The sequence below is a fragment of the Pseudoalteromonas sp. SG43-4 genome, assembly GCF_014164325.1.
GTDB classification, from domain to species: Bacteria; Pseudomonadota; Gammaproteobacteria; order Enterobacterales; family Alteromonadaceae; genus Pseudoalteromonas; species Pseudoalteromonas distincta.
Map to the genome: position 1 here is coordinate 26,015 of NZ_JACJFB010000008.1, position 21,687 is coordinate 47,701.

The window sequence follows — 21,687 nt, forward strand, 5'->3', positions numbered from 1 at the left end:
AAAATGATAAAAACAACAATAAAACTAAGCATGCTTGTAGTACTTGCTTACTCATTTGAGCTTTTTGCCTTTGAGTCGTCACTTAATTACAACTCAGACAATATACTTATACTAGCAAGCGCCATTATATCGCTTGCTTTGCCCTACCTGTTATTTGTAATCCATAAACTTAGACGTTCACGCCGCCAACTTCGACTTTCGGAAAAACGCCTTAAAAGTACCGTAGAAGGTAGCGGCGATACACTTTGGGACTGGAACATAAAAACAGGCGAAGTTATTCGTATTAACGATAAATATTTAATGGACTCAACTACGTTAATGGGGTTTCCACCAAATAAAGGCCTTATCCATCCTCACGATATTAATAACGTTGAGCACTTGCTAAAAGTGCACTTTGCAGAGCAGTCTGCTTTTTTTGAAGCCACCTACCGAATCAAAGATACTTTTGGTCGTTGGCACTGGGTGCTCGATCGCGGAAAAATAATTGAAAAAGACGCCAACTTATCCCCCCTTAGAATGACGGGTACCGTTCGCGATATATCACAGTTAAAATCAACTGAAGAGCGCTTAAACCTTTTTGCAAAATGTGTTGAGTCGCTTACTGACGCCTTAGCAATTTACGATAAAAACTTTAAACTGGTTGATATAAACCCTAGCTTTTTAACCTTGTTTGGTGGCGTACGCGAACAATACTTAGGAAAAGATTTTAGCCTATCTGGGTATGAGCCAAGCTACACAAACAGAATTATTGAAATAGTAAAAGAGCGCGAACATATTCAACAAGAAGTGAAGCTTCGTAATAGTGAGCGTATTTTATTACCGATAGAAATATCCATAGATGAAATTAAAAACGATCAAAATCAAATAACTAATTATGTCGTTGTATATTCAGATTTAACAGAGCGTAAAAAAGCAGAATCGCAATTACATAACTTATCGAATCGAGATCGCACAACCAGTCTGCCTAACCGAAATTTATTTTTTACTGATTTGCATAAACTAGTAAAACTCAATTCGCATCACGCCTTGCTTGTATTCGATTTAGATAACTTTAAAAAAATAAATGACTCGTTAGGACATCAGCTAGGTGACAGCTTATTAGCTAAACTAGCAATGCGCTTAAATAAACTAACCCGCGAAAATGATGTGTTTTATCGTTTAGGCGGCGATGAGTTTGCTCTGGTAATGTCTGACACTAACGACATACATGTAATTACACGCATGGCTAAACAGTTTTTAGCAGCCATTGCTACACCATTTAAAATGGCAGGCCACGAACTGGCAATCACCTCAAGTGTAGGTATTGTATTATTCCCAGAAGACGGTAATACGCCTGAACTGCTTTTAAAAAATGCAGATACCGCCATGTATCATGCTAAAAAGAAAGGTAACAGCTACTTATTTTTTAACGACACGATGAACCGTCAAGCCGTTAAACGACTGCAAATTGAAAACCTCATGCGCTTTGGTTTAAAAGAAGACCATTTTGAAGTGTACTACCAACCAAAAATGAATATTCGCACAGGCAAGCTAACCGGAATGGAAGCGTTAGTGCGCTTTATTACACCCAAAAAAGGCATTATTAGCCCTGGTGTATTTATACCTATAGCCGAGGAAACGGGCCAAATAATTGAAATTGGTGAAGTGGTATTAAACAAAGCCTGCAGAGACGTAAAAGAATGGCTAGATAGCGGTTTATTTAGCGGTCGAGTAGCCGTTAACTTATCAGCAAAGCAATTTAGCCTCCCCGATTTAACCTCTCGTATTGACGTTATTTTGCAAAAAAACGAATTACCTTCATACTTTTTAGAGCTTGAAATAACAGAAGGTACTGTAATGGATGACCCTAAAGAAGCCATTGCAATTATGCGTTCGTTAAGTGCCCGAGGTATTCATTTAGCAATGGATGATTTTGGTACTGGTTATTCATCATTAGCGTATTTAAAGCAATTTCCGCTTAATACACTTAAAGTAGATAAAGCATTTATAGATGACATGACCAACGAACGTGGCCGTAATATGGTCGACTCAATAGTCACTATTGCACATAACCTTGATTTACATGTAGTGGCTGAAGGTGTAGAACAAGCCCATCAAATTGATATACTCAAAAAGCTTAATTGCGAAACAGTACAAGGTTATTACTATTCTAAGCCTCTATCAAAAAGTGAATTTACTGAATTTTTAAAGCAACAACAAACTAAAGCAGCCCCAAGCTTAATTAGAAAAAATAAAAATGTGGCGTCGATAAATTAAGGGCGCCATATACACGCATTTATTCCTACATTTCTAACTAAAGCACGACGATAATGTAGATTAAACAAGCACCAGGCTACTGGTCCAAATAAACCGCCTAAAATCAGCCATCGTTTAATTGGCATGCCTTTTTTAATGGTTTCTAAATACATTAAAGCTATAAATGCACTGCTTAGTAAAACTATAAACAAAGCTACCCCTTAAAGTTGCTCAAAAATACGGCGCTTATTCTAACGCTAACGTGATTAAATTTAAAGCAACAAATCCCCGCGCACAAAAAAGCCGAACCTGTTAAACACAGATTCGGCTTTTAAAATTATAATTTACGCGTTACTTTTCAGCACGACCCATAAATTTGTGTTCAACAGTATTAATACGGATACGGTCACCTGTTGAAATATGCTCTGGCACAGAAATATTTAAGCCAGTAGACATACGTGCAGGTTTTGAACGAGCACTTGCAGATGCACCTTTAATAGATGGGTCTGTTTCTTCAACAACAAGTTCAACACTTGATGGTAAATCAAGTCCTACTGGCGCGCCATCAATAACAATGACGTGTACGCCTTGCGTTTCTTCATTAACAAATAAAATTTCTTCGCTAATAGCATCTTTGTTTAAGTTGTAAGGCGTGTAATCTTCATTATCCATGAACACATACTCGTCGCCATCAATGTACGATAGCATTACTTCACGGCGTGTTAAATCAGCCAGCGTTAGCATGTCACTGTCTTTAAATGTTTCGTCAACTTTACCACCGGTTACCACATCGTATAAACGCATACGGTATAAACTACCACCAGCACGACCTTGCGGCACAGAGCGCACAATATCTTTTACAACTAAAACGCGGCCATTGAAGTCAATAGCAGTACCTTTTTTAACATCACTCGCCTTTGGCATGTGTGAATTCCTATTATTTTTTTGATTGGCAGAAACATACCACGAACTGGATTTTGTTCAACTAAAATTACGTTGGTTTTACGCTACATGTTGTATTAGCTTGTAAAATTTTAATTTATACTAAAATACATATAATCAAATGTGAAAAAAACTGCTATGGTAGCTTTACCGAGTATGACTTCAAGGAATGGATCATGGACCAGAAAAAAGTACATGAGTATTTAGTTAAAAAACCACTTGTTCAGGTTACAAAACCATTTGCGCAAGAGGTTGATGTATATAAAGTGAATCATAAAATGTTTGCGACTCTTGCTATTGGCAATGACGGTCAAACTAATGATGATGGTGAGGTTATTTGGTGGCTTAACTTAAAATGCGATCCTGATGAAGCAATATCATTGCGTGATACTTTCCCGGCAGTGATCCCTGGTTACCATATGAATAAACGCTTATGGAACACAGTAATTTTAGACGGCACAATTGCACAAAGTGAAATTGAGAGAATGATTGATAACTCATTTAATTTAGTCGTAGAAAATATGCCAGAAGAAGACCGCAAAGCTATCGCACTTCACTTGTAGCACTTTTTGGGCTAGGCTACTAGCCCATTAAAACCTTAAACCTTAAGCGTATAAATTAAATCGTCATATAACTTTTCGCCTATTGTATGCACTTTAAAAAGTGTATCGGTATGGGTTAAGCCACACTTACTAAGCACCTTTTCAGAACCAATATTGCCACGCGTTACGACAGCTTTAAACTGCCTAATACCACATTCTTTCCAAGCCCAATCAATCACAGCTCTTAAAGACTCTGTCGCGTAGCCTTTATTAAAATACTCTGGCAATAATAAATAACCAAGCTCTGCGGTTTCTCCGTCATAGGCAAAGCCTGTAACACCCACTGGTTGTTTTGTTTTATTATTAATAATGAGTAAGCACAGTGGGTGGCGTGATTTAGTATTCCACTTAGGTAAGCGTATCTCAAAGCGGTTTCTTATCAGTGACTCCATTGGCATATCAAAACAATACTTAAGGACTTGAGGATCGCGATGAAGCGCTAGAAAAAGAGGCCAATCAGATTCTTCCATTTGGTACATGCTCAATCTTTGTGTAAATAATGTCATTAAGCTCCTCATTTAAATATTAAAAATCATAAAAAAACCGCATCTAAATGCGGTTTTTATAAACAGTAGAAACTTTATTCTTTTGTTTCAATCTCTTTAGTAACTTCAGGCTCAGTGACACTTTGCTCTTGTGGCTCAGTGCTTTGTACTTCAGGAGCTACAACCTCAACAGTTGCTGCATTATAAAAAGTAGTACCAGAGCTTGCCATTGTTACCAGTGACTCACATGGAGCAAAGTTAGCATCGCTGTTAGCCAATGTAGACATATCAGAGCTTATTTTACTTGCGCCTAATTTATCCATATAGCTAAACGGGCCACCTAAAAATGGTGGGAAACCAATACCAAATATTGCACCAATGTCGCCATCACGAGGGCTTGCAATAATGCCATCATCTAAACAGCGTACTGCTTCGTTAAGCATTTTCGATACACATCGCTTAGCAATTTCGCTTTTGTTTAAACGTGGAGCTGGGGTAACACCCAATAGTTCGTAAACTGACTCATCAACCTTTTTGCCTTTTTTGTCGTATTCATAAAAACCACGACCGGACTTACGGCCAAGGCGTTTTGAATCAATCATACGCATAAATGCATCAGGGCCTTTAAAACGCTCACCTAATTCTTTTTCAAGAATTGGAGCAATTTTAGAGCCAATATCAATCCCTACTTCATCAAGTAGAGCCAGCGGTCCTACCGGAAAGCCAAACTCAACTAGGGCTGCATCAATCTTTTCAATTGGCTCACCCGCAAGCATTAAATTAGCAGCTTCGTTTAAGTAAGGCGCTAAAATACGATTTACGTAAAAACCGGCCATGTCTTTTACAACAATTGGCGTTTTACCTTGCTTACGCGCAAAGTTAACAACGCGAGCAATAGTCTCTTTAGATGTACCTTCGTGTGGAATAATTTCCACTAATGGCATTTTTTCTACTGGTGAAAAGTAATGTAAGCCAATTACATTTTCAGGACGTGCTGCCTGCGCTGCAATTTGCGAAATTGGTAATGATGACGTGTTACTAGCAAAAATTGTATTTTCTTGGCATTGCTGCTCTACGTCGGCAACCATACCTTGCTTAAGCGCAAGATCTTCAAACACAGCTTCTATTACTAAATCAATGTGTTTAAAGCCGCTGTAGTCTGTTGTACCTGTAATACGGTTCATTGTTAACTGCATATCAGCTTTAGACATAATACGGCGCTTAAGGCGCTTGTCTAAAATTTTGTAGGTGTAGCTCATTGCATTACTAATGCCCTGCTCTGCTACATCTTTAATACGTACCGGTACTTTAGCTTTAACAGCACTTACGTGCGCAATACCTGCGCCCATTAGTCCACCACCTAAAACAGCAGTTTTGCTAATTGCGGGTGCGTCATCATTGCGCCACTCTTTTTTCATTTCAGTGGTTGCAAAGAAAATACCGCGAAGCGCTTTCGATTCGTCACTCATTACAAGTGTTGCAAAGCTTTCAGCTTCTGTTTTATACGCTTTTAGCTCATCAAGCTCTACACTAGCACGCACAGCTTTAATAATAGCGAGTGGTGCTGGGTAGTGCCCGCCCGTTTTTTTAAGTACGTTTTCTTTAGCTTTTTTAAAGATAAAGTTACGGCCAAACGGGTTTGATTCTAGTAATTTACTAATATTGTCGAGCTTTGGCTCTTTTGCTTGTGGCTTTTTCTTAGTCGCAAATTCTTTTGCAACTTTTAGCAGCACACTGTGTGGTACACAGTCATCAAGCACGCCTGCTTTTTTAGCTTGCTTAGGGCGAATTTGTTTACCTGTTAGCATCCACTCAAGTGCTTTTTGAATACCAACAATTTTAGTTAAGCGCTGCGTACCGCCGCCACCTGGTAGTAAACCAAGTTGCACTTCTGGTAAGCCAATTTTTGTTAAATCGCTGTCGGTACCAACACGGTAGTCACACGCTAAAGCAAACTCTAAACCACCACCTAATGCAGCGCCATGAATCGCACTTACTGTTGTGTATGGCAGTTTTGTCATATCAAAAAATGCTTGATGGCATAGTTCGCTAATAGCTAAAGCATCATCACGCTTTTGAACGCTATCAAGCATTTTTACATCGGCGCCCGCGATAAAGTTATCGGTTTTTCCGCTTATAAATACCATGCCTTTTACATTTTGCGACTTAGCGTCTTCTAATAATGCTTTTAAGTCATCGGCAAAACTACTGCGCAGGGTATTCATTTTCTCCCCTGGCACATCAATCGTTACTACGGCAATTTTGTTTTCATCTACCGCTAAATTAAATACTGAATCAGTCATTACGCGCTCTCCAATACAAAGGCTGCACCTAAACCACCAGCAGCACACGCTGTTGTTAATGCCAAACCGCCACCACGACGTTTAAGCTCGTGTAAGCTTTGCGTAATTAAGCGTGCACCTGTTGCTGCAAATGGGTGACCATATGCTAAAGAGCCGCCGTTAACGTTAAACTTATCCATGTTAATTTCGCCAATTGCTTTGCTGCGACCTAAATGCTCTTGTGCAAATTTGTCTGAGGCAAACATTTTCATATTGGCAAGTGTTTGCGATGCAAACGCTTCGTGCATTTCAATTAAATCTAAATCAGCAAGCGTAATACCCGCTCTATCTAGTGCAATAGGCGTTGAATGAGCTGGGCCCATTAACATGTCTTTTTCTACGCCAATTGCCGAAAATGCAAAGCTACGTACGTAACCTAGTATTTCATAGCCAAGTGCTTTTGCTTTGCTTTCGCTCATCATAAGTACGGCCGCTGCACCATCAGTTAATGGTGTTGCATTTGCAGCGGTAACAGTACCGTGCTGACGGTCAAAAACAGGTTTAAGCTTGGCGTAGCCTTCAACCGTTGAGTTTTTACGAATGTTGTTGTCTTCTGAAATAAAGCTTTTATATGGCGGTAAATGCGCCGTCATTACTTCATCTTTTAACTTACCATCAGCCCATGCTTGCGTTGCAAGTGAGTGAGAACGATGCGCTAACGCATCTTGATCTTCACGGCTAATGTTGTGTGTTTTAGCCATTTGCTCAGCAGTTTGCCCCATTGAAAGGCCTGTTGAGTACTCTGCAACTGCAGGAGGCACTGGTAATAAGTCTTTTAAACGCAGTTTTGAAAATATTTTTAAACGTTGACCAAGCGTACGCGCTTTATTTAAATCAACTAAGCTGCCTGCTAGCTTTTTACTTACACCAATTGGCAATACTGATGACGAATCTGCGCCACCTGCAATACCTACACTTACAGATCCCGCCATAATAGACTCAGCTACATTAGCAATAGCCTGAAAGCTGGTAGCACATGCGCGCGATACAGAATATGCATCAACCGATACAGGCATACCTGTGCCCAATACAATTTCACGTGCAATATTTGGCGCTTCTGGCATTTGTACTACTTGACCAAATACAAGTTGATCAATTTCTGACTTATTGAAATTTAATCGTTCAAGCATTTCGTTAACCACCAATTTCCCCATATCAAGTGCAGGTACATGGTGAAACGCTGTTGCTTGTTTTGCAAAAGGTGTACGTAAGCCGCTAACGATGGCAATACGGTCGCCCTTTGGTGTTTTTAGTATGTTTTGCTCAGACATTTATGCTCTCCCGCTGACAGGTCTGACCTGTTTGTTTTCCTCGATTCTAAACAACCCGTGCCCTAAAGCCAATAGATAAACACAAATTTATATAAACAGTGTTTAATTACGACTATCACAATAGGCTTTTTTAGACGCATTTACAAAGTTTTGTGGTACGCTAAAATTCGTTAAAAAATAACGAACTATTTTAAAAAATACAGTCTAACTCTTGAGTTACCCAATTATAAACCTTATAAATAGGTCAGTATTTATCACCTAACACTATTAGGTACAAACCCAGCTGACGAGGACAGTCCACTTATTATGGCAGCTAACGCATTTTCACAATTAAAAACGTACTTAGATACACAAATCATTGGCCAGCCAGAGCTTACTCAAGCGCTACTTATTGCTATTTTAGCTGATGGTCACTTATTAGTAGAAGGCCCTCCTGGGCTTGCAAAAACACGTGCAGTTAATGCACTTGCTAAAGGCATTGAAGGCTCATTTCAGCGCGTACAGTTTACGCCAGATTTATTACCAGCTGATGTAACAGGTACCGATATTTACCGCCAACAAACTAGCGAGTTTGTATTTGAAAAAGGCCCTCTTTTTCACAACCTAATTTTAGCTGACGAAATTAATCGTGCACCTGCCAAAGTACAATCAGCACTATTAGAAGCCATGGCAGAGCGACAAGTTACCGTGGGTAAAAATACCTATCCGCTTAGCGAACTGTTTTTAGTTATGGCAACGCAAAACCCGCTAGAGCAAGAAGGGACTTACCCGTTACCAGAAGCCCAGCTGGATCGCTTTTTACTGCACCTAAGTATTGACTACCCTGGCGCAGAGCATGAGCTTGATATACTGCGTTTAACACGCGGCGAAGCGCTTAACGAGCAACAACCAGTAATGCAAAAAATTAGTCAAAGCGATTTATTTGCAGCTCGTAAAGAAATATTAGGCCTTTATTTAGCAGAGCCACTTGAGCAATATTTAGTACAACTTATTATTGCCACTCGTGAAGGCGCTAAATTAGACGCGCAACTAGGTAGCTGGATTGAGTTTGGTGCAAGTCCGCGTGCAACAATAGCACTTGATAAATGTGCTCGTGCTCATGCATGGCTTCAAGGCCGTGACTTTGTAGCACCTGATGACATTCAAGCTGTTGTGCATAATGTACTGCGTCATCGCATTATTTTAAGTTACGAAGCCCAAGCCGATGGCATTACTAAAGATCAAGTAATAAGCCGTATAGTTGAACTTGTAGCCGTACCATAAGTTATGCAAAAACAATTAGAAACCCAAGCATGGCTCAAACAGAGCCATAGCCACGGTGTTAATTTAGCACTCAAAGAGCTGATGTATTACAAAGCCAAAGCGCAATTGCTTGAACTTGCCCCTAAGGTAAAAATAAAAAATACCTTAACAGGACAATACCTTGCACCGCACAAAGGCCGAGGAATGGAATTTGCCGAAGTGCGACATTATCAGCAAGGTGACGATATTCGCTCTATTGATTGGCGAGTTACTGCGCGTACCGGCGAGACTCACACAAAGCTCTTTCAAGAAGAAAAAGAGCGTCCTGTATTTGTATTTACTGATTTTTCTAACTCAATGCTGTTTGGCTCAAAGTTACTGTTAAAGTCGGTGCAAGCTGCGCATATAAGCGCTCTTGTTGCATGGTCGGCGTGTCAGCGCGGCGATAGAATTGGCGGTATTGTGTTTAATCAGCACTCGCATTTAGAGCTAAAACCCAGCGCCCGTGAAAAAGCCGTGCTTAAGCTTTGTCATAATTTATGCGACAACCACCAGCAAGCGCTTAACAATATTGATAAAACAGCCACTAACAACTTTAGCGATAACCTAAAGCGCCTTAACCATTTAGCAAAACCAGGCAGCTTAGTGTATTTAGTGTCTGATTTTAATGCTCTGGATGATGCGAGCTTTAAGCAACTTGAAATATTAAGCCGCCACTGCGAGCTGATTGGTTGCCACATAAGCGATCCATTTGAGCATCAGTTACCTGCGTTTAAGCAAGCCGTTACTGTTAATGCAAATGGTCAAGACTTTGCCCTACCATTAATGGATAACAGCTTTAGAGAACGCTTTGCTAAAAATGCTGAGCAAGCATTTAGCGCGCGCTTTAATCGCCTAACTAAATCGGGTCTTAATTTAATATCATTCAATGCAGCAACACCGCTTGAGCTGCAATTAGTGAGAAAATAACCATGCAAACCAATCCACTCGATGGCCTGCACGATATAATAGCGCCAAGCCAAGTTAATTGGTGGCCACTCGCCCCTGCTTGGTGGGTTATTATTGCACTGCTGTTTTTAGCACTATGCGCAGCTATTTATATATTTTATAAAAAACATAAATTTAAAAAGCCTAAACGCTACGCAATACAATTGAGCCAAAGTGAGCAAAACCCTCAGCAACTGCATATTATTTTAAAACGTTTAGTGATTGAATATTACGACAAGCGACTTGCTGCGCAATCTACCTCTAAATGGTGCACAACACTTAATACACTCACCGGTTTAAGCTTTACAGAACAAGAAATACTAAGCTTGTATAACCCTAGCCAAAAAGATACAACACTGTGCGAAAAATTTCGCCAAGGTATTAAGCAATTTAAAATAAAGGAGTCAGTAAATGTTTGAATTTAGCTGGCCATGGTTATTTTTATTACTACCCTTGCCTTTATTACTTTTACTATTAAAACCCGCAGCAAGTAATGCCAGTACGCGTTTACGTATACCCAGTTTTGCAAAGCACAATTTAACCAGCCAAAGCATCGAGCCACACGCACGACGTTTAAATCCCCTCGAGTGGGTAATTTGGTTATTACTTGTTACTGCCGCTGCCAATCCAACATGGTTAGATGAGCCAATTTCATTACCAAATGAAGGACGCGATATAATGTTAGCAGTTGACTTATCAGGCTCGATGACCGAACAAGACATGGCTTATAATGGCCAATATGTTGACCGCCTCACCATGGTAAAAGCCGTACTCAGTGATTTTATAGAACAGCGTCAAGGCGACAGGCTTGGGCTGATATTATTTGGCGACACCGCGTTTTTACAAACCCCGCTCACGCGCGACGTTAAAACAGTAAGTAAAATGCTCAGCGAAGCGCAAATTGGTTTAGTGGGGCGCGCAACAGCAATTGGTGATGCATTGGGTCTTTCGGTAAAACGCTTTGCCAATAAAGATGAAAGTAACCGAATTGTGGTGCTATTAACCGACGGACAAAACACCGCGGGCAATCTAAACCCAGAAGATGCCCTACTGCTAGCTCGCGAAGAAGGGATTAAAGTGTACACCATTGGTGTTGGCTCAGATAATCCGCGCGGCTTTAGTCTCTTTAATGTGGGTGGCTCTAGTGGCAGTAATTTAGATGAAAGCTTACTTAAAAAGATTGCCGAGCAAACTGGCGGATTATACTTTAGAGCTAAAGATGTAGCTGGCCTTCAACAAATTTACGCAGAGCTTGATAAGCTTGAACCTATTAGCGCTGATGAACAAACATTTCGCCCACAAAGCTCATTATTTTACTACCCGTTACTTATCGCTATTTTACTTATTAGCTTAAAAGTAATGCTTAGCACACTGCGTGCATTAAAGGAGCCAAACTAATGGATTTTGAATTTATTCGCCCCGCTCTTTTATGGTTACTCATACCTGCTGTGGCATTATTTTTTGTTGCCTTAATTAAGCATAAAAAAACCACCAGTGAGCAGCTAATTGCACCTCATTTAGCACAATTTATAATGAGCGAAGCAAATACTAAAGCCAGCCAGCCACTTTGGTTAGTTGCTTTGTTTTGCAGCCTTGGCATTTTATTTAGTGCTGGGCCTAGTTTTGAGAAAAAACAAGTTCCTGTATTTCAAAGTAAAAGTGCCCGTGTAATTGTTATGGATATGTCGTACTCAATGTACAGCACCGATATTTTGCCAAATCGTTTAATGCAATCACGCTTTAAAGCGCTTGATATGATTGAGCTATTTAAAGAAGGTGATACCGCGCTTGTAGCTTACGCAGGCACGGCCTATGTAATTTCGCCACTAACAAACGATGCCACAACACTCAGTAATTTAATTCCAAGCTTAAGCCCTGAAATAATGCCAGACAAAGGCTCAAACGTTTTAGCCGGTCTTGATATGGCCAAAGAGCTATTAACGCAAGCGGGTTATATTGATGGCGACATTATTTTAGTAACCGACGGTATTGACCAACAAGAACAAAACGACGTGAGTAGCTTTACCAGTAACACCCAATATAGATTAAATATTTATGGTGTAGGTACCGCTCAAGGCGCACCAATTAAGTTACCTGAAGGCGGCTTTTTGAAAGACAGATACGGCCAAATTGTTGTACCTACAATTAATGCCTCTCAGCTTAAAAATTTAGCATCAAGCAGCGGCGGTAAATTTGCTAGTTACCAACCTAGCAATAACGACATAAATACGTTTGCTCCAAATGCGCAGAGTGAATTATTGAAAGACGAAAAACAAAGCCACGCACTTTGGCGAATAGATGCAGGTATTTACGGACTATTGTTATTACTGCCATTTGGTTTGTATTTATTTAGACGCGCTGCCTTGTTAGGCGCATTTTTAGCTTTTGGTTTTTTACCGCAACAAAATGCGTATGCCGTAGAGCTCCCTACTCTTTTGCAAAATGCAGATCAACGTGCATTAGAGGCTTACAATAATAAAGAATACGATGCAGCAACACAGGCGCAATCGAGTGAGTTAAAAGGCGCGGCGCTATACCAGCAAGGTAATTTTGATGCTGCACTTAATGAGTTTAGTAATGATAAGTCGGCTACCGGTTTATACAACTACGGTAATGCCCTTGCCAAAGCTGGCAAACTTGAGGACGCAATTGAAGCGTACAAACAAGCCCAAACCTTACAAGATGACTTTACGCAAGCAGCCAATAACCAAGCCTTAGTTGAGCAATTACTAAATCAACAAGAGCAACAAAACCAGCAAGATCAGCAAGATCAGCAAAGCGACGGCGACGACTCTCAAGACCAAGATGATAGTCAGAAAAAAGATGAGCAAAACCAAGGGCAGAATTCTGATGAGTCAAAACAGGATCAGCAACAAAATGGTGATAAAAGCGATTCTGAAAAAGGCGAAAACGAAAGTCAAAGCTCAAGCGATGAAAAATCAGATAAAGAATCTGAACAATCAAAAGATCAACAAGGTGAGCCTGGCGAGCAATCAGATAAGCAAAATGAGCCTGATATGCAAGCCCAGCCACAAAGCGAACAAGAGCAAAATAAAGAATCTGACCAGCCTAAAGAGGATGAGCAGCAACAAAGTAAGCCACAAGCAATGAGTGAGCAACCTGCCACTGATGAGCAAAAACAAAGTGCTCAGCAACAAGCGATGCAAGCCCAAGCAAGTGAGCTCACTAATGAAGAAAAAGAAAAAGCACAACAGCTTAATCAACTACTTAGAAAAGTCCCGGACGATCCGGCTATTTTATTACGGAATAAAATGCAATTAGAAGCCCAAAAAAGACAATACAAACGTCGCCCTACAGGAGTCGAAAAATCATGGTAATGCGATTATTTTGCTGTTTATTGCTATTAAGTGCGATGCCTTCGTGGGCTGCCACCAAATTAGAAGCCAGCGTAGATAAAAACCCTGTATTAGCGGGTGAATTTTTTATGCTTAATATATCGGTAGACGATACAGTTAAAGGCGAGCAACCAGACACCTCATCGCTGTTAAAAGACTTTGTTGTAGGCCCAACAAGCTTAAGCTCTCGTACCAACATTATTAATGGCAGCATTAATAAACAAACTACGTGGTCAGTTAAACTAATGACCCGTACAGAGGGTGATTACACGATACCAGCATTTAGCGTTGCAGGGTTAACCTCACAACCTATTAAGTTAAAAGTGGCAAAACGCTCAGTTGATGCAGATAAAAATAACGAAATATTTTTAAAAACGTCACTCTCGAGTAATTCATTATTTGTGCAAGAAGCCGGTGTTTACACTGTTAAGCTCTACCTTGCCAAAGAACTGCTTGATGGCAGCTTAAGCACACCAAGTATGGAAGATGCTCAGCTAACCCAATTAGGTAAACAAACTGAGAGTTATGAGCTAGTTGATGGCAAACGCTACCTTGTTATTACTCGTGAGTACTTAATTCAACCACAAAAAAGTGGTGCCTACACGATTGCAGGCCCTGCGTTTCAAGGGCGAGTACAGCAAAATTACCGCCAACTGGAGGTATCTGCTCTTGGCGATGATCAGCAAGTAGAAATAAAACCAATCCCGAGTGATTATAAAGGCGCATGGTTACCAAGCGAATTGGTTAACCTTGATGAAGAATGGCAACCTAACGACAACACAGTAGAAGTAGGTACGCCTATAACACGTACTATTACGCTTACCGCGCTTGGAGTTACAAAAGAGCAATTACCTGAAATCTCTATGCCTACTATTGATGGCATACGCAGCTACCCTGATCAAAAAGAAAATAACAATGCAGTGCGAGACGGACGCGTTGTATCGCAGCAAACTGCATCGTATGCCTTACTGCCGCAAAAACCAGGTACTTATACTTTGCCTGAAATAAAGCTGCCTTGGTTTAATACCAAAATGAACCGTATTAGCGTAGCTACATTACCAAAGCGTACTATTACAGTAACGCAAAGTACTACCGCGCCTAATACAGCCATAGCAAACCCACAACCCAGCACAAATAATTCACCTACTCTTGAAAATATTTCGAATCAAGCAACTGGCACACAACCTATTGAAACTAAAAGTGATACTCCTCTTTGGTTAATAGTCGTTGCCGCTTTAGGGTATATTTTATGGATTGGTACTGTAATTTTTTACTTAATAAGCCGTTCTACTAAAAATCCGACTGAAAAATTACAGCTAAACACCCGTGGTACTTCTCAGCCAAGCTTAAATGAGCTTAAAGCATTAGCTAAAACACACGATGTGAAAGCCTTTTACACCGCATTAAATAACTTTTCTGTAAAGGTGACCCATAAAAATGTTGGCGCAATTGATGAGCTCTGCATTCGTGTAAACAGCAGCGAGCTTAATGGTCTTATTAGCCAATTGCAGGCACAACTTTATAGTAATAAAGGCGCAAACACGGATCTTAATGCTATTATTAAAATTCTTGAGAACTATCAAACTCAGGCATCAAAGTCGCAACAAACTGTATTAAAAGACCTTTATGATTAATAACTACGAACCTCAGGTCTTTTTTTGCAATAACTAATAATTTTTAATTAAAAAAGTGCTTATGCTTGGAAAGAAAAAATCAAACAATCAGGTCTTAATCGATATGGCAGAGAAACAAAAGCGTTATGAAGCCTTGGTCCACGTTTACAATAAAGAGCTTTATCGCTTTGCTTATTGGTTATGCCGTGATCCGCACATAGCAGATGATTTAGTACAGGAAACGTTTTTACGCGCATGGCGTTCACTCGACTCTTTACTTGATCAAAAGGCAGCTAAACCTTGGCTGCTTACTATATTACGAAGAGAAAACGCACGCCGATTTGAACGTAAACAGTTTGATTACAGCGACGTAGAAAACGATACGCTTGTTGATGAAACCAGCCATTCATTAGACGATGAAATGGAACAAACGGTAATTCAACGCCAGATTGCACTGCTATCTGATGAATACCGAGAGCCATTATTACTGCAAGTTGTAATGGGCTGCTCTGGTGAAGAAATTGCAGGCATACTCAATTTAAATAAAAACACGGTAATGACTCGTTTATACCGTGCCAGAAATCAACTTAAAGAGGCTTTAAGCCGTGATGATGAACAACTTAAAGGGGCATCAAAATAATGGATGAACTTGAGTTTCGTCGCCGCACTATTGCGCAGCCAAACGACATTGACAAGGAGCTTATGGAGTTTGCTGACAATAACCCAGAGCGACAAAGTTTTATTAACGATATGAAAGATTTTGATAAATTCATTCAAGATTCTTTAGATATACCTGTGCCTGAAAATCTTGCAGACCGCATTCTTTTAAACACATCGTTAAAAGAAAAAGCACTCCAAGAAGAACAAGCAACTGGTAAAAACATGGTTGATGCTCGATCGCGTTTTAAGTTTGATCGTGTACATCTTGCGTTAGCAGCGTCTTTTGTAGTGGCGATTAGTGCCTTCTTTTTTAGTACAGAGCGAAATATTGCACACGAAGCAGGTGAGCATGCGCTTGCCCATGTGTATTACGAAATTAATGCGCTTGATAAAAAAGAGCCCATTAGCCTACAAAGCGTTAACGACAAGCTTGCAGTATTAGGTGGTCATCTTGATGAACTTCCTGGCGCTGTAACTTATGCGATGTTTTGTGATTTTAAAGGCGAAAAAGGACTGCATTTAATATTTGAGTCTGACTTTGGTCCTATGACGGTATTTATAGTGCCTTCTGAAAATAAATCATTTGGTTTTGGGGATGACAACTTCCGCGATGAGCGCTTTGAAGGTCACATTAATCGTGGCTCACAAGCTGATACTATTTTAGTGGCAAGTCTTGGAGCACCTCTAGATACATACAATGAACGCGTTACTGGCGCAATTCGTTGGCTTTAAAATAGACAAATTTACCGCTTAGTTTCTACTGAGCGGTTTTTTGATTATATACTCACCAACAAAGCGTTTCTTCACTCCCCAAAACCTCTGATTTTTAAAGTAATTAATTAAATTCCTAAAGAAAGTAAATTATAATCGCGGCTCGATTTTAATTAGGGAATTTCATGAAGAACATCATCGTTATTTTTTCATTATTGGCATTGTTATGTACAGCCAGTTTTGATGCACATGCACGTAAAAAGTTTGGCAGCAGTAAACGCGGACAGACACCTGCAACACAACAAACAGCGCAAAAACAACAAACAGATACAACAACACCTACAGCTGCACCTAAAGCCACATCGAATAAAAAAGGCATTATGGCAGGCGTTTTTGGGGGACTTTTAGCGGGTGGCTTAATTGCAGCAATGCTAGGCGACGATTTTGAAGGTTTTCAGCTATTAGAAATGATTTTATTAGCTGGCGGACTCTTTATTTTATTTAAGCTAGTAACGGGCTTTTTACGTGCTAATCGTGCCCCACAACTTGCCAGTGCAAGTACAAGTGCTCAGCAAAATGCTTTTAAACAAGCACCTATCGAGCAACCAACAAGTACAGCCTTTGCAAGCAGCGCCCCACAAGGTGAAAGTGTGCCTTTTAATTTACCACCTAACTTTGACGTTAATGGCTTTTTGCAAGGTGCCCGTAGTCATTACCATACGCTACAAACTGCATGGAACAATGCCGATTACACCACAATGGCTGAATACTTAAGCCCTGCACTTGTTGCCGAGTTTAAAGCTGAACGTGAAGCTATACAAAGCGTAGAAACAGAAGTGATGTTTATTGATGCCGAACTTGTGCGCGCAGATACAAACGCGCAATCGTGGCAGATTAGTGTTCGCTTTAAAGGTAAGTACCGTGATTTAGGCGATAAAAAAGAAGAGCCTATTTTAGAAATTTGGCACTTAGAGCGTCTAATTTCAGACGATGCTCCATGGCTAATAGTGGGTGTTGAAGATTTAATTGATACTCAATAATTTTGTATTGTTTAAAGCACCGCGCTTTTAGCGCGGTGTTTTTTTATTTAAAAAACAATTGATTTACCACGTCCTGATGCTTCAGAAGCGGCATCTAATTGGCCCTCTTTATTAATAATAACGTGTAAGTCACCAAAGTGATTCTCATCTATGGTGTAGCCCATTTTTGTAAGCTCTGCTTTTACGCTATCGGTTAAACCTATGTGTGTTCTAATTATATTTTTAGGCCACAGTTGATGATGAAAACGAGGGCTATTTACAACCTGCTCTGCAGTCATATCAAACTCTACCGCATTTAAAATAGATTCGTACACAGAGCTAATAATTGTTGTGCCACCAGGCGAGCCTGTCACCATTTTAACGGTGTTGTCTTTAAGGAGTATTGTAGGCGTCATAGAGCTAAGCATACGCTTGTGCGGCTGTATTTCGTTAGCTTTGCCGCCTATTGCACCAAACACATTCATAACGCCTGGTTTGGCACTAAAGTCGTCCATTTCATCATTTAAAATAAACCCTGCACCTTCAACAACTACACCGCTACCAAACCCTAAGTTTATTGTGGTGGTATTTGCGACAGCGTTACCCATTTTATCAACGATTGAAAAGTGTGTAGTTTGCTCACTTTCTTTAAGGCCCGGTTTAATATTTTTGGTAGTCGAGATAGCGGTTAACGAAATGCCATTACTGCGCTCTTTGAGGTAGTTAATATTAGTTAATGCGTTGACTGGTACATCAAAAAAATCAGGATCGCCTAAATACTCCGCCCTATCTGCAAATACACGTTTACCTATTTCAGAAAGTAAGTGTACATACTGAGTAGAGTTATGCGCTAAGCCCGCATCTGGTTTTTGTAGCTCATACATTTTAAGCCACTGTAAAATAGCAATACCACCTGAACTCGGCGGTGGAGAAGTAAGTACTTCATAACCATTCCAACTCGCTTTAATAGGTGTACGTGATTTAGCGGTGTAACCTTTTAAATCATCTTGATTAATTATACCGCCATGTTGGTGCATAAATTTAGCAATAATATTTGCAGTTTCGCCTTTATAAAACCCATCTTGGCCGTTATCACGGATACGCTTTAGCGTTGCCGCTAACTCGGGTTGCTTAAATACTTTATTAGCTTTTACATCAGCAAAGTATTTTTCGAAGTTTACATTTATTTTTTGCTCTTTTAGGTGGGCTATATAATTGCTCACACCTTTTGCTAACTTAGGCGGAACTACAAACCCTTGCTCAGCCAACGTTACCGCTGGTTGTACTAATTCTTCCCACTTTAAAGTGCCATGTTTTTTATGGGCAAGCCACATGCCCGCTACACTGCCAGGTACACCGCTTGCGTGAATACCATATATTGATTTGTTTGCAATAACATTACCTTGCTCATCTAAATACATATCACGATGAGCCGCTGTTGGCGCTGTTTCGCGATAATCTATAAAATCGCCCTTGCCATCTTTTTGAATAAGCATAAATCCCCCGCCGCCAATATTGCCGGCTTCAGGAAGCGTTACTGCTAGTACAAATTGTGCCGTAATAGCCGCATCAACAGCATTACCGCCTTGCTCTAATATACTTTTAGCAGCATCGGCACTGAACGAGTCAGGCATTGCTACCGCACTTTGCGATAAAGGCTGCGCTAAAACACTAAAAGCAGCGAACTGTAAAACCAGCACACTTTTGACAATTAATTTACGTGGTGAAAAAAGCAATCCCATACAACATCCTTAATTTATTATTTTTTAGTTACGCATTCTTATTAATGCACGTCACTTAAGGACAGGTCAATCTTTATACTGTTGATATTTAATCATCTTTAAACACTTTTTGAATAAAGCACCGCAGGTAAGTCGCCTTGCTCGTCTGTATGTGTATAATTTTTTATAAATTGCAGACCTAGCTTTTTCATTATATTTATAGAGGCCGTATTATCTTTTAGTGCCGTTGCACTTATCGCCTTAACGTCATCTTGCTTTATAAGTTCATCACATAATGCTAAAGCCGCCTCGGTTGCATAACCATGCCCCCAACTTGCTTGCTTAAAGCGCCAGCCTATTTCAATATCACTGTAGTTTGGTGCATCAGTAAAAAAGCACATAGGCCTTATTAATACCCAACCTATAAATGTATTGGTTTGCTTTATAGTGATACTCCACAGCCCCCAGCCTTTAAGCTCATTTCGATATGCGAGCATACGAGGCACTCCCTCATTTTTTATTTGCTCTAAAGAGGTAGGTTCACCTCGTGTTAAATACTGCATTACAGCCGGGTCTTGGTCGAGTTCAAATAATTGAGGCCAATCATGCTCATTCATTAATTTAAAATTTAATCGTTTTGTTACGGGGGCGTTCATTTTCATTGTTGTATAGTCTGCCTCGAATTAATTATCAGTCTCTAAAGGAGATAGCACATGAATAAATTAGCAGGTTTAGCTTTATTAGGCACTTTAATTACATTAACTGGTTGTGAAGATGCCAACGAAGTTAAAGAAGATGCAAAAGATAAAAGCGCACAAATGCAAGAAAAGCTTGGTGATGCATGGAACGACGTTAAAGAGACAACTAACGATCTTAAAAATGACGAGTCTTTAAACGAGCTATTAGAGCAAAGTAAAGCAATGGGCTTAGACATGTACGACGACGGCAAAGAGATTGCGGTTGACGCATGGATTAAAAGCAAAGAAGCTGCTGGCGAGTTAACTGAAAAAACTAAGCAAAAAGCGCAAGAAATTGCAGACGAAATTGAGCAAGCGCGTCAAGAACATAACGAAGGTTAATTAAACTTTCGATAATAAAAAAGGAAAGCCTCGGCTTTCCTTTTTTGTTTTGGACTATTTAGCCCAGTTATGCGTTTGCATATAGGGCTTATAAGCTCAAATTAACCTTTGTACTTACTCATCACTAAAGTCGCGTTTGTGCCACCAAAGCCAAAGCTATTAGACATTACAGTATTTAACTCAACATCACGACGCTCAGTAATAATATCTAAACCTGTCGCTTGCTCATCTAGCTCATCAATATTAATTGAAGGTGCTACAAAGCTGTGCTCTAGCATTAATAATGAGAAGATAGCTTCGTGAACACCTGCAGCACCTAGGGCATGACCCGTCATTGCTTTAGTTGCGCTGATCATTGGTGATTTACCACCAAACACTTCTTGTATAGCACCTAGCTCTTTAACGTCACCTACTGGTGTAGATGTACCATGCGTGTTTAGGTAATCAATACTATCTACATCTTGCATAGCTTGGCGCATACAACGTGCTGCACCTTCGCCAGATGGAGCAACCATGTCGTAGCCATCTGATGTTGCACCGTAGCCAACAATTTCAGCGTAAATGTGCGCGCCACGTGCAAGTGCATGTTCAAGTTCTTCAACTACAACAATACCGCCGCCGCCAGAAATAACAAAACCATCGCGATTAGCATCGTATGTACGAGATGCTTTTTCAGGTGTTTCGTTGTATTTAGTAGAAAGTGCGCCCATAGCGTCAAATTCCATTGCCAATGTCCAGTGTAGCTCTTCACCACCACCAGCAAACACAACGTCTTGCTTGCCAAGCTGGATTTGCTCTACTGCATTACCAATACAATGCGCAGATGTTGCACATGCAGAGCTAATTGAATAGTTAACACCTTTAATTTTAAATGGTGTTGCTAAGCAAGCAGATGTAGTGCTCGCCATAGTGCGTGGCACCATATAAGGCCCTACACGTTTTACGCCTTTTTCACGTAAAATATCAGCAGCTTCTACTTGCCATTTAGACGAACCACCGCCAGAGCCAACAATAATACCCGTGCGCTCATTTGATACTTGGTCGTCAGACAAACCTGAGTCTTCAATTGCTTGCGTCATTGAAATATAAGAGTAAGCAGCAGCATCTCCCATAAAGCGCATTGCTTTGCGGTCAACGTGTGCTTTAACGTCAATATCAATTTTACCCGATACGTTACTACGTAACTTATAATCGGCAAATTCTTGATTAAAAGCGATGCCGCTTTTGCCCGTTTTTAACGATTCTAATACTTCTTCTTTGTTGTTACCTATACTTGATACAACACCGATACCTGTAATTACAGCTCTTCTCATGGGTAATTCCCTTAGCTTAATACTTAATTGCATTCTATTTTACGCGAATTTAATCACCTAAGTGGTCAGCTTTCTAGCGTACACTTGTACTCTGAACTGCTAGCTTATA

At 40.2% G+C, this 21,687-nt stretch carries 20 protein-coding genes; 12 read left to right on the top strand and 8 right to left on the bottom strand.

All coding sequences use genetic code 11. From position 1 onward, the window contains the following. Nucleotides 1-3: 3 nt before the first annotated feature. Nucleotides 4-2,256, top strand: a complete 2,253-nt coding sequence (locus H5160_RS09630; protein WP_182737313.1) for an EAL domain-containing protein — start codon at nt 4-6, stop codon at nt 2,254-2,256. Here the strand turns inward: H5160_RS09630 and H5160_RS09635 are convergent. Then, entirely contained in the window at nt 2,253-2,447 is a 195-nt protein-coding gene (locus H5160_RS09635; RefSeq protein ID WP_182695843.1) for a hypothetical protein, read from the bottom strand. The two genes, H5160_RS09630 and H5160_RS09635, sit on opposite strands and share 4 nt — an antisense overlap. Before the next feature lie 139 nt (nt 2,448-2,586). Further along, nucleotides 2,587-3,159 (bottom strand): elongation factor P-like protein YeiP, encoded by a 573-nt coding sequence (gene yeiP, locus H5160_RS09640; RefSeq protein WP_002962153.1) that lies wholly within the window; start codon nt 3,157-3,159, stop codon nt 2,587-2,589. 194 nt (nt 3,160-3,353) lie between these two features. Between yeiP and H5160_RS09645 the strand changes: the two genes are divergently transcribed. Further along, a complete protein-coding gene (locus tag H5160_RS09645) occupies nt 3,354-3,740 on the top strand; it encodes an MmcQ/YjbR family DNA-binding protein (RefSeq protein ID WP_182737315.1) in 387 nt (128 codons plus the stop codon). A 35-nt stretch (nt 3,741-3,775) separates the two neighbouring features. On the opposite strand, the gene H5160_RS09650 is transcribed toward H5160_RS09645, so the two are convergent. From H5160_RS09650 to fadI, 3 genes are all read right to left on the bottom strand, one after another. Next, a complete protein-coding gene (locus H5160_RS09650; protein WP_024596740.1) occupies nt 3,776-4,285 on the bottom strand; it encodes a GNAT family N-acetyltransferase in 510 nt (169 codons plus the stop codon). Nucleotides 4,286-4,359: 74 nt separating this feature from the next. Further along, nucleotides 4,360-6,567, bottom strand: coding sequence for a fatty acid oxidation complex subunit alpha FadJ (fadJ, locus tag H5160_RS09655; RefSeq protein WP_182693123.1), 2,208 nt, complete (start codon nt 6,565-6,567; stop codon nt 4,360-4,362). Then, a complete protein-coding gene (gene fadI, locus H5160_RS09660) occupies nt 6,567-7,877 on the bottom strand; it encodes an acetyl-CoA C-acyltransferase FadI (RefSeq protein ID WP_004335629.1) in 1,311 nt (436 codons plus the stop codon). Before fadI ends, fadJ begins: the two co-directional genes overlap by 1 nt. Before the next feature lie 306 nt (nt 7,878-8,183). Here fadI and H5160_RS09665 point away from each other — a divergent pair, with 306 nt between their 5' ends. From H5160_RS09665 to H5160_RS09705, 9 genes are all read left to right on the top strand, one after another. Continuing rightward, nucleotides 8,184-9,140 (top strand): MoxR family ATPase, encoded by a 957-nt coding sequence (locus H5160_RS09665; protein ID WP_007377762.1) that lies wholly within the window; start codon nt 8,184-8,186, stop codon nt 9,138-9,140. A 3-nt stretch (nt 9,141-9,143) separates the two neighbouring features. Next, nucleotides 9,144-10,088, top strand: coding sequence for a DUF58 domain-containing protein (locus tag H5160_RS09670; protein WP_004335626.1), 945 nt, complete (start codon nt 9,144-9,146; stop codon nt 10,086-10,088). Between the two features lie 2 nt (nt 10,089-10,090). Next, nucleotides 10,091-10,525 (top strand): DUF4381 domain-containing protein, encoded by a 435-nt coding sequence (locus H5160_RS09675; protein WP_004335624.1) that lies wholly within the window; start codon nt 10,091-10,093, stop codon nt 10,523-10,525. Further along, the gene (locus H5160_RS09680) at nt 10,518-11,504 is read left to right on the top strand and encodes a VWA domain-containing protein (protein ID WP_182712767.1); all 987 of its coding nucleotides are present in this window, start codon (nt 10,518-10,520) and stop codon (nt 11,502-11,504) included. Before H5160_RS09675 ends, H5160_RS09680 begins: the two co-directional genes overlap by 8 nt. Further along, entirely contained in the window at nt 11,504-13,444 is a 1,941-nt protein-coding gene (locus H5160_RS09685) for a VWA domain-containing protein (RefSeq protein ID WP_182737316.1), read from the top strand. The genes H5160_RS09680 and H5160_RS09685 overlap by 1 nt, the downstream gene beginning before the upstream one ends. Further along, nucleotides 13,438-15,096, top strand: coding sequence for a BatD family protein (locus tag H5160_RS09690; RefSeq protein WP_182737318.1), 1,659 nt, complete (start codon nt 13,438-13,440; stop codon nt 15,094-15,096). The genes H5160_RS09685 and H5160_RS09690 overlap by 7 nt, the downstream gene beginning before the upstream one ends. A 61-nt stretch (nt 15,097-15,157) precedes the next feature. Beyond that, on the top strand, nt 15,158-15,715 hold the full coding sequence (locus tag H5160_RS09695) for a sigma-70 family RNA polymerase sigma factor (RefSeq protein ID WP_032827217.1): 558 nt from the start codon (nt 15,158-15,160) through the stop codon (nt 15,713-15,715). Then, nucleotides 15,715-16,467 (top strand): DUF3379 family protein, encoded by a 753-nt coding sequence (locus H5160_RS09700; protein WP_182737320.1) that lies wholly within the window; start codon nt 15,715-15,717, stop codon nt 16,465-16,467. Before H5160_RS09695 ends, H5160_RS09700 begins: the two co-directional genes overlap by 1 nt. A gap of 164 nt (nt 16,468-16,631) precedes the next feature. Further along, complete coding sequence (locus tag H5160_RS09705) at nt 16,632-17,486, top strand: Tim44 domain-containing protein (RefSeq protein ID WP_182737322.1); 855 nt, start codon at nt 16,632-16,634, stop codon at nt 17,484-17,486. Between the two features lie 47 nt (nt 17,487-17,533). Here H5160_RS09705 and ggt read toward each other — a convergent pair whose 3' ends face one another. Both ggt and H5160_RS09715 read right to left on the bottom strand, forming a co-directional pair. Continuing rightward, a complete protein-coding gene (ggt, locus tag H5160_RS09710; protein ID WP_182737324.1) occupies nt 17,534-19,207 on the bottom strand; it encodes a gamma-glutamyltransferase in 1,674 nt (557 codons plus the stop codon). A 98-nt stretch (nt 19,208-19,305) separates the two neighbouring features. Beyond that, nucleotides 19,306-19,848, bottom strand: a complete 543-nt coding sequence (locus tag H5160_RS09715; protein ID WP_024596749.1) for a GNAT family N-acetyltransferase — start codon at nt 19,846-19,848, stop codon at nt 19,306-19,308. A 51-nt stretch (nt 19,849-19,899) separates the two neighbouring features. Here H5160_RS09715 and H5160_RS09720 point away from each other — a divergent pair, with 51 nt between their 5' ends. Continuing rightward, on the top strand, nt 19,900-20,265 hold the full coding sequence (locus tag H5160_RS09720; protein WP_024596750.1) for a hypothetical protein: 366 nt from the start codon (nt 19,900-19,902) through the stop codon (nt 20,263-20,265). A 101-nt stretch (nt 20,266-20,366) separates the two neighbouring features. Here the strand turns inward: H5160_RS09720 and fabB are convergent, their stop codons facing one another. Next, entirely contained in the window at nt 20,367-21,578 is a 1,212-nt protein-coding gene (gene fabB / locus H5160_RS09725) for a beta-ketoacyl-ACP synthase I (RefSeq protein ID WP_004335606.1), read from the bottom strand. Between the last annotated feature and the right edge of the window lie 109 nt (nt 21,579-21,687).

What these genes read in the sequence shown, in the direction of transcription:
- H5160_RS09630 (WP_182737313.1), top strand. Translation starts at nt 4, where the DNA reads ATGATAAAAACAACAATAAAACTAAGCATGCTTGTAGTACTTGCTTAC.
- yeiP (WP_002962153.1), bottom strand. Translation starts at nt 3,159, where the DNA reads ATGCCAAAGGCGAGTGATGTTAAAAAAGGTACTGCTATTGACTTCAAT.
- H5160_RS09645 (WP_182737315.1), top strand. Translation starts at nt 3,354, where the DNA reads ATGGACCAGAAAAAAGTACATGAGTATTTAGTTAAAAAACCACTTGTT.
- H5160_RS09650 (WP_024596740.1), bottom strand. Translation starts at nt 4,285, where the DNA reads ATGACATTATTTACACAAAGATTGAGCATGTACCAAATGGAAGAATCT.
- fadJ (WP_182693123.1), bottom strand. Translation starts at nt 6,567, where the DNA reads ATGACTGATTCAGTATTTAATTTAGCGGTAGATGAAAACAAAATTGCC.
- fadI (WP_004335629.1), bottom strand. Translation starts at nt 7,877, where the DNA reads ATGTCTGAGCAAAACATACTAAAAACACCAAAGGGCGACCGTATTGCC.
- H5160_RS09665 (WP_007377762.1), top strand. Translation starts at nt 8,184, where the DNA reads ATGGCAGCTAACGCATTTTCACAATTAAAAACGTACTTAGATACACAA.
- H5160_RS09670 (WP_004335626.1), top strand. Translation starts at nt 9,144, where the DNA reads ATGCAAAAACAATTAGAAACCCAAGCATGGCTCAAACAGAGCCATAGC.
- H5160_RS09675 (WP_004335624.1), top strand. Translation starts at nt 10,091, where the DNA reads ATGCAAACCAATCCACTCGATGGCCTGCACGATATAATAGCGCCAAGC.
- H5160_RS09680 (WP_182712767.1), top strand. Translation starts at nt 10,518, where the DNA reads ATGTTTGAATTTAGCTGGCCATGGTTATTTTTATTACTACCCTTGCCT.
- H5160_RS09685 (WP_182737316.1), top strand. Translation starts at nt 11,504, where the DNA reads ATGGATTTTGAATTTATTCGCCCCGCTCTTTTATGGTTACTCATACCT.
- H5160_RS09690 (WP_182737318.1), top strand. Translation starts at nt 13,438, where the DNA reads ATGGTAATGCGATTATTTTGCTGTTTATTGCTATTAAGTGCGATGCCT.
- H5160_RS09695 (WP_032827217.1), top strand. Translation starts at nt 15,158, where the DNA reads ATGCTTGGAAAGAAAAAATCAAACAATCAGGTCTTAATCGATATGGCA.
- H5160_RS09700 (WP_182737320.1), top strand. Translation starts at nt 15,715, where the DNA reads ATGGATGAACTTGAGTTTCGTCGCCGCACTATTGCGCAGCCAAACGAC.
- H5160_RS09705 (WP_182737322.1), top strand. Translation starts at nt 16,632, where the DNA reads ATGAAGAACATCATCGTTATTTTTTCATTATTGGCATTGTTATGTACA.
- ggt (WP_182737324.1), bottom strand. Translation starts at nt 19,207, where the DNA reads ATGGGATTGCTTTTTTCACCACGTAAATTAATTGTCAAAAGTGTGCTG.
- H5160_RS09715 (WP_024596749.1), bottom strand. Translation starts at nt 19,848, where the DNA reads ATGAAAATGAACGCCCCCGTAACAAAACGATTAAATTTTAAATTAATG.
- H5160_RS09720 (WP_024596750.1), top strand. Translation starts at nt 19,900, where the DNA reads ATGAATAAATTAGCAGGTTTAGCTTTATTAGGCACTTTAATTACATTA.
- fabB (WP_004335606.1), bottom strand. Translation starts at nt 21,578, where the DNA reads ATGAGAAGAGCTGTAATTACAGGTATCGGTGTTGTATCAAGTATAGGT.